This is a genomic window from Brevundimonas sp., assembly GCF_036677305.1.
Classification (GTDB): Bacteria; Pseudomonadota; Alphaproteobacteria; order Caulobacterales; family Caulobacteraceae; genus Brevundimonas.
In genome coordinates, this window is sequence record NZ_JAKFEB010000167.1 from 1 (window position 1) to 7,616 (window position 7,616).

The window sequence follows — 7,616 nt, forward strand, 5'->3', positions numbered from 1 at the left end:
GCTGCGAGCCGACGGCCAGGCCGATGCCCAGATGCTGCGCCGCCTCGGCCAGCCGGGCGTTGATCGCCTCGGCCCGCGCCGGTCCGCCGGTCATGGAGCTGATCAGCAGCGGCGCCTTGAGCCTGCGCCCCAGAAAGTCCGCGCCCAGGTCGATCTTGCCGTGGTCCAGATCCGGCAGCGCCTCATGAACGAACCGCACGTCGGCGAAGCCGCTGTCCAGCCCGTGTTGCGCCTTGCCGGACAGGATCACGTCCAGATGCTGGTCCTTGCGGGCGGTGATGTCGGTCACGCGGCGAACTCCACTCTGCCAGGACCCCCGCCCCCGCTGGTCTCCGGTCTAGGGTTGTTTCTCGACGTTCAGAGCATAGGCGCCGGTCTCGCCCTGCTGGAAGGTGCCCGCGCGGATTTCATAGGTTCCGTCCGCCGGCGCGGTCCACTCCAGCTTGGAGTGGGTGTCCGACAGGCTGTCGTCGTCCGACGCCAGGGGCTCGAACGCGCCGTCCTTGTCGCTGCCCACGACCACGAAGCTGTCGACCTCGTTGGAGACCATGGTGATCAGCAGCTTCTCGTCCTCCTTCAGGGTGACCCGATAGGCGTCGTAGAAGCTGTTGTCCTCGGCCGTGGCGTCCGACTCGGTCAGGGTCCCGCGCGCGGTCGAGCCGACCAGCAGACTGCCCGGCCGGGGTTGCGGACCCCTGTCGACCAGCTCCAGCGAATACAGGCCCTTGCCCGCGGCTTCATACGTCAGGGCGCGCAGCAGATATTCGCCGTCCTCCGGCAGGGTGTAGCTCAGCCGGGAATCCGTTCCTTCGCCCAGTCCGTCATCGTCGGTGGCCAGGGCTGTGAACTCGGACCCGGGACGGCCGATCTGAAGAAGGGTGTCGAAATCGCCCGAGCGCATGATCCCGTGGATCCGCTGCCCGGCCACGCCGCTCAGCGCGTAGGCGTCAAAACTGCGGTCCTCGCTGTCGGTCGAATCGCCCTCGCCGATCTCGCCCTGCAGCGTTTCGCCGAAGGCCAGCGTCTGGGGCGGCTTCTCGGGTTCGATCTCGCTGATCGTCAGCTCATAGCGGCCCGTCTCGTCGGAGAAGGCGCGGGCCTCGACGATGTAGGAGCCCGTCCGCGGCAGGGTGAAGGTCAGGCGCGAGTTGGTCCCCTCGGGCGCGCCGTCGTCGTCTTCGGCCAGGCTGAGCCGGTTGTCGTCGAACAGCTGCAGATAGGTGTCGAAGTCCGAAGAGTTCATGTCGACGCGGACGCGCTGTCCTTCGCGACCCGGGAACCGGTAGGCGTCGGCGGGCCGTCTGGCCTCGCTCAGGCCGTCGTCGGCCGTCAGTTCGCCCTGGACCGTCGCCCCGATGTCGATCGGCTGCGTCGGCGCCGGCTCCGGCCCTTCGGCCACGGCCAGCGTGTAGGCGCCTTCGCCCGTCGCGTTCAGCGCCGTCGCCCGGACGATGTATTCGCCGGCCTCGGGCGCGGTGAAGACCAGTCTGGAGTTCAGGCCCGTGTCCGGACCGTCGTCATTCATGGCCAGTTCGCTGAAGACGCCGTTCGCCATCCGGCCGACGCGGACGACCGGATCGAAGTCCTCCGAGGTCAGGTCGATGGCGAATCGTTCGCCGGAGCGTGCGCGAAGGGCGAAGGCGTCATAGCTCCCGCCTTCGTCGGTCTCGGGATCGTTCGGCGCCAGCTGGCCCCTCTGACTCTGCCCCGAGCGGATGCGCGACGGACGCGGCGCGGGCCGAGCCTGGGGCCGTTCGGTCAGGGCCAGGGTGTAGGCGCCGCCTTCCAGCCCGGACAGGGTCCGCGCGCGCAGCAGATAGACTCCGTCGCGGTCCGCCGTGAACCGCAGCTGCGAATCGGTGCCCTCGCCCAGTCCGTCATCGTCGCTGAAGAGCGGTTCCCCGCCCTCCTCGGGACCATAGACTTCCAGATAGGCGTCGAAGGCGGCCGAGCGCATCACGGCCTGCAGCCGCTGGCCGGCGCGGGCGTTGACCGAATAGCTGTCGTACCGGAAGGCGTCATCCGGACCGTTGGCGTCGCCCTCGGCGATCTGGCCGTCGACGGCGTCGCCGGGGGCCAGCGGAACCGGCGTCTGCGCCAGGGCGGGAGCCGCGATCGACAGCGCCAGGGCGCTGACAGCGGTCAGGATGGTGTAACGGCGCATGGAATCCCCCGGTTGCGACCCGGTGATCATAGACGCCGAACCGCGCCCTCTGTAAATCGCGGCGAGCACGACTCTTCCCTGACAACCGGAGCCGATATCCATGACGGTCGATCCCGCAGCAGCCGCGACCCTCATCGACGGCAAGGCCTTCGCCGCCGGTCTGGTCGATCGCGTGGCCGCCGCTTCGGCCCGACTGGAACAGGCGCACGGCGTCACGCCGGGACTGGCCGTCGTCATCGTCGGCGAGGACCCCGCCAGCCAGATCTACGTCCGCAACAAGGGCGAGACGACCCTGCGCGCGGGAATGCGGTCCGACACCCACCGCCTCCCGGACACGACGAGCCAGGCCGAACTGCTGTCCCTGATCGCCGATCTGAACGCCGACGCCGGCATCCACGGCATCCTGGTTCAGCTGCCCCTGCCCGCGCACATCGATTCCAGCGCCGTCCTGGGCGCGATCGACCCGGACAAGGACGTGGACGGGTTCCACGTCGTCAACGCCGGGCGGCTGGCCGTCGGCCTGCCCGGGCTTGTGCCCTGCACCCCGCTGGGCTGCCTGATGCTGCTGAAGGCCGAGTTGGGGGATCTGTCGGGCCTGAACGCCGTGATCGTCGGCCGCTCCAACATCGTCGGCAAGCCGATGGCGCAGCTTCTGCTGGGCGAAAGCTGCACGGTGACCATCGCCCATTCGCGGACCCGCGACCTGCCGGCCCTGTGCCGCACCGCCGACATCCTCGTCGCCGCCGTCGGACGGGCGGAAATGGTGCGCGGCGACTGGATCAGGCCGGGCGCGACGGTCATCGACGTCGGCATCAACCGCGTGCCGTCCCGTGATCCGCTCAAGGCGGCCGAGGGCAAGACCCGGGTCGTCGGCGACGTCGCCCTGGACGAGGCCCGCGCGGTCGCCGGACGCATCACCCCGGTGCCCGGAGGCGTCGGCCCCATGACCATCGCCTGCCTGCTGGCCAACACCTACACGGCCGCCTGCCGGGCGACGGGGATCGCGCCGGAACCGCTGGACGCTTGAACCGCTGTCGATCAACCCCGATAGTCGGGATCTGGTCTGTCAGGAGATATCCATGATCCGGTTTTCGCCCCGCCTGTCGGCCCTCGCAGCCGTCGTGGTCCTGGCTCCCGCCGCGGCGGGTTGCGGCATCAACGCCATTCCCACCAAGGAAGAGGCCGCCAAGGCGCGCTGGGCGGATGTCCAGTCGCAGTACCAACGCCGCTCTGACCTGATCCCCAACCTGGTGCAGACCGTCCAGGGCGCCGCGATCGCCGAGCGCACCACCCTGACCCAGGTCATCGAGGCCCGCGCCGCGGCCACCGGCGTCACCGTCACCCCGGACACCCTCAGCGATCCGGCCGCCTTCCAGCGCTATCAGGCCGCGCAGGGCCAGCTGTCGCAGGCGCTGTCCCGGCTGCTGCTGGTCGTCGAGCGCTATCCCGAGATCAGGTCGAACCAGAATTTCATCGCCCTGCAGTCGCAGCTTGAAGGCACCGAGAACCGCATCGCCGTGTCTCGCCGCGACTACAACGAGGCCGTTCGCGACTACAACACCAGCCTGCGGACCTTCCCGACGGTGATCTGGGCCAAGACCATCCACGGCGGGTCCGAGCCGATGCAGCTGTTCACGGCGACCGAGGCCGCCCAGACCGCGCCCAGCGTCAATTTCGACGCCCTGAACCCGGCCGCACAGCCCGGCGGCGGCGCGGCCCCCGTCACTCCGGGCGCCGCACCCGTCGCAGCCCCGCCCGCAGCGCCGACGGCCCAGTGAGCCGCATCCTTCCGGCGCTATCGATCAGCCGGGCCGCCGCCTTCCTGACGGTCCTGCTGGCCGCCGTCTGGCTGATCGCCCTCCCGGCGTTCGCCCAGACGGGGCCGACCTTTCCGCCTCTCAACGGCCGGGTCATCGACCACGGCGACCTGATCTCCGACGCGAAGGAACAGGCGCTGGCCGACAAGCTGGCGGCGCTGGAGCGCGACACCACCGATCAGGTGGTGGTCGTGACGGTGCCTGACCTGCAGGGTTACGAGATCGAGGACTACGGCTATCAGCTGGGCCGGGCCTGGGGCATCGGCCAAGCGGGCAAGAACAACGGCGTGCTGCTGATCATCGCGCCGAACGAACGCAAGGTCCGCATCGAGGTCGGCTATGGCCTCGAGGGCGTCCTGACCGACGCCCTGTCGGCCCTGATCATCCAGAACGACATCCTGCCCTCCTTCAAGGAGGGCTTCTACGAGCGCGGCATCGAACAGGGCGTGGACGCCATCGACCGGCAGCTGCGACTTGACCCCGCCGAGGCCCAGGCCCGGGCCGCCGCGGCCGAACGGCCCAAATCCTCGCCGCCCATAGGGGTCGCCGCCGTCATCGCCATGATCTTCATCATGCTGATGCTGCGGATGATCGGGGGCGCAGGCCGGGGGCGCAGACGGCCCAGCGGCCTGGGCCCCGTCATGATCTGGGCGGCGTCCGAAGCCCTGCGCAACAGCGGTCGCGGCGGAGGCGGCGGTTTCGGCGGCGGCGGCGGCGGATTCGGCGGCGGCGGAGGCAGTTTCGGCGGCGGAGGCGCTTCGGGCGGATGGTGATCAAACTGACTGCCGATGTGCACGACCGCGTGGCCGGCGCGATCCGGGATGCAGAAACGCGCACCTCGGGCGAAATCTTCTGCGTCATGGCGCGCCGCGTCTCGTCCTACCGCGACGTCTCCCTTGGCTGGGCGGCGGCGGCGGCCCTGCTCCTGCCGTTGGGCCTGATCCCGTTCGGTTTCGAGGCCGCGTGGATTCCGGGCCTCGGGTCCAGCTGGGAAGCCGCCCATCTCGCCGCCCGCGACGTGACCGTGGGTCAGGCGCTGGGCGCCTACGCCCTGATCCAGGCGACGGTGTTCCTGATTGTCTTTCTGCTGACGTCCATCCCCGTCGTGTCGCGGCTCGTCACCCCGCGCAGCGTACGGCGGGAGCGCGTTCGAAAAGCCGCCTTGCAGCAGTTTCTCGCCCACGGCCTGCATGTCACCGAGGCGCGAACCGGCGTGCTGATCTTCGCCGCCCTGGGCGACCACCAGGTCGAGGTGATCGCTGACGAGGGCATCCACAGCAAGGTCGACCAGACCGTCTGGGCCGACGCCGTCGAGGTTCTGGCCAAGGGTTTGCGGGGCGGCGATCCCGCCGGAGGCTTCGTGGACGCCGTCGCACTGTGCGGCGCCGTGCTGGCCGAGCATTTCCCGCCGGCCCCGCGCAACCGGAACGAGGTTGAGGACAAGCTGGTCGTCATCTGACCCAAACCCGCGCCTCTGCGTTTGTATCGCACCCATTGTGGTATGGGCTGACCCCCCGCCACGCCCGCCGGACCCGTTCCTGACTCCATGCCCCGCCTGCTGACCTACAATGTGCATCGTTGCGTCGGCGTCGACCGCAAGCTCGACGTAGGCAGGATCGCCGCCGTGATCGCCGAACACGAGCCCGATATCGTCTGCCTGCAGGAGCTGGATGTGGGGCGGAAGCGTACGGGTTTCGTCGATCAGGCCCAGTCCATCGCCGACCAGCTGGCCATGACCTTCCACTTCCACGCGGCGATGCGGGTGGAGGCCGAACAGTATGGCGACGCCATCCTGACCGCGCGCCCCGAGCGGCTGGTGAAGTCAGGCGCCCTGCCCTCGGTTCGCGGCGTGCCCGGCCTTGAGCCCCGCGGCGCGCTGTGGGCCGCGATCGATTTTGACGGCGTCACGCTGAACGTCATCAACACCCATCTGGGACTGGTGCCGCGCGAACAGAGGCTCCAGGCCATCGCCCTGGCCGGTCCCGACTGGCTGGGCCATCCGGAGTGCACCGGCCCCACCCTGCTGACCGGCGACTTCAACGCCACCTCGGTGTCCCGCCCCTATCAGGCGCTGGCGGCCAAACTTGCGGATTGTCAGCGCAGCCTTGGCCTGCGGCCCTCGGTCAAGACCTTCCCTTCCAGCTTCCCGGCGATCCGCATCGACCACTGCTTCACCAGCCCCGAGATCCGCGTGACGGCCGTATCGGCGCCGTTCTCGCCGCTGGCCCGGATGGCGTCGGACCACCTCCCCCTGATCATCGATTTCGAGATCAGGCCGGCTTAGGGAGCGCCGGCAGGTCGCGGTGGGACCGCGAGCGCCGCTTCCACGGCCGGAACGCGTCCCGGGTCGATGTCGGATCGCCCAGCTGGAATTCCGCAATGATCCGCTCGGCGCGCGACGGCGGTTCGGCGCCCAACAGATGCATCCGGCCGGTGTCGAACCGCTGCACCGCCTCGCCGACCGATCCGGCCGTGGCCTCGGCCGCGGCGAACTCCGACCCCTTGATGCCGATCCAGTGGCCGATGGTCCTGTGCCGGAAGTCCCGGATGGCGTCCCGGCCGGCCTGGTCGAGCGGCTCGGCCGCCACGTCGCACTCGGTGTCGAAGCCCAGAGAGCGGTTGTTCAGATTGGTCGAACCCACGCGCAGGACGGCGTCGTCGTAGATCGATACCTTGGCGTGAACGATGATCCGCTCGCCGCCGCGGGTATAGGGCGTGAAGGCGAAGAACCGGTTGTGCCGGTCGGCCTGTTCCAGCCTGAACAGAACCTCCGACCGTGCGGTGTCCATGGTCATGCGGTCGAACCAGCTGGGGCTGCTGCCCGTCGAAACCAGGACGATCTCCGGCCCGTCGTCCTCCATCAGCCGTTCGGCGAGAGCCGACGCGATGACCGGCGAGGTGAAATACTGGTTCTCGAGATAGATCAGCTTCTTCGCGCCCCGGATGGCGTCGAGATGCAGGGCCTCGTTCTCGCGCACCTCGGTTCGTCCGCCTGTCGCCGGCTCGGTGCGAGCGATCGCCACCGGCACATTGCGCATCACCGGCTCGACGCCGTCGGGCCAGGGGTCGCTGTCCACCTCATCCGGCACCGTCCGCTCCCAGGTCGAGCGGAACCAGCGTTCGCGCGCCAGATCCCCCAGGGCCCGCGCGGCGGGGCCGTCCATGACCGTCATGACCTCGTGCCGCGGCGAAGGGATTTCTCCCGACGGCTGGCAACGGCGGGGGTCGCCGTCCAGATGTTCCTCGGAGTCCCAACGGTCGGTCGAGATGTCGCCGCCGCCGCAGAAGGCCACGGCGTCGTCGATGATCACCGCCTTCTGGTGGTGGCACGCGCCGATGGGCCCCGGCTGATCGAGGCGGAACTCGACCATCCGCTTACGGAACCAGCCCTGCGCCTTGTGCGGATAGAAGCCCTGCGACGCCGCGATCAGAAGGGGCGATTTCCAGATCAGGAGTCGGACGTCCAGTTCGGGTTTCGACTTCACCAGCATGCGCAGCTGATGGCCGATCTGGGCCTGGTGATCGTTGTGGGCGCTTTCCGGATCCAGCCGTGTGCGCGGGTCGAACTGCCAGCCGAGGATGACGATCGAGCGCTGCGCCTTGGCCAGGGCTGACCGCAAGGCCTCGAAATAGGC

Annotated in this window: 7 protein-coding genes and 1 pseudogene; 5 read left to right on the plus strand and 3 right to left on the minus strand. The window is 69.3% G+C overall.

From position 1 onward, the window contains the following. A pseudogene (locus V6M42_RS09475) lies at window positions 1-289 on the minus strand (type 2 isopentenyl-diphosphate Delta-isomerase); the annotation flags it as partial. A 48-nt stretch (window positions 290-337) separates the two neighbouring features. Further along, window positions 338-2,164 carry a PPC domain-containing protein gene (locus V6M42_RS09480; protein ID WP_332678319.1) on the minus strand — a complete coding sequence of 609 codons (1,827 nt, stop codon included), beginning with the start codon at window positions 2,162-2,164 and terminating at the stop codon, window positions 338-340. 100 nt (window positions 2,165-2,264) lie between these two features. Between V6M42_RS09480 and V6M42_RS09485 the strand changes: the two genes are divergently transcribed. The 5 genes from V6M42_RS09485 to V6M42_RS09505 all read left to right on the plus strand — a co-directional run bounded on the left by V6M42_RS09485 (window position 2,265) and on the right by V6M42_RS09505 (window position 6,265). Then, a complete protein-coding gene (locus V6M42_RS09485) occupies window positions 2,265-3,191 on the plus strand; it encodes a bifunctional methylenetetrahydrofolate dehydrogenase/methenyltetrahydrofolate cyclohydrolase (protein WP_332660728.1) in 927 nt (308 codons plus the stop codon). Between the two features lie 52 nt (window positions 3,192-3,243). Then, complete coding sequence (locus tag V6M42_RS09490) at window positions 3,244-3,942, plus strand: LemA family protein (RefSeq protein WP_332660729.1); 699 nt, start codon at window positions 3,244-3,246, stop codon at window positions 3,940-3,942. Between the two features lie 5 nt (window positions 3,943-3,947). Further along, a complete protein-coding gene (locus V6M42_RS09495; protein WP_442880947.1) occupies window positions 3,948-4,754 on the plus strand; it encodes a TPM domain-containing protein in 807 nt (268 codons plus the stop codon). Then, complete coding sequence (locus tag V6M42_RS09500) at window positions 4,748-5,440, plus strand: TPM domain-containing protein (protein WP_332678321.1); 693 nt, start codon at window positions 4,748-4,750, stop codon at window positions 5,438-5,440. Before V6M42_RS09495 ends, V6M42_RS09500 begins: the two co-directional genes overlap by 7 nt. An 87-nt stretch (window positions 5,441-5,527) precedes the next feature. Then, a complete protein-coding gene (locus V6M42_RS09505) occupies window positions 5,528-6,265 on the plus strand; it encodes an endonuclease/exonuclease/phosphatase family protein (RefSeq protein WP_332678322.1) in 738 nt (245 codons plus the stop codon). Here V6M42_RS09505 and V6M42_RS09510 read toward each other — a convergent pair. After that, window positions 6,252-7,616 (minus strand): phospholipase D-like domain-containing protein (locus tag V6M42_RS09510; protein WP_332678323.1); only part of this gene is annotated, 1,365 nt, incomplete at its 5' end. The genes V6M42_RS09505 and V6M42_RS09510 overlap by 14 nt on opposite strands.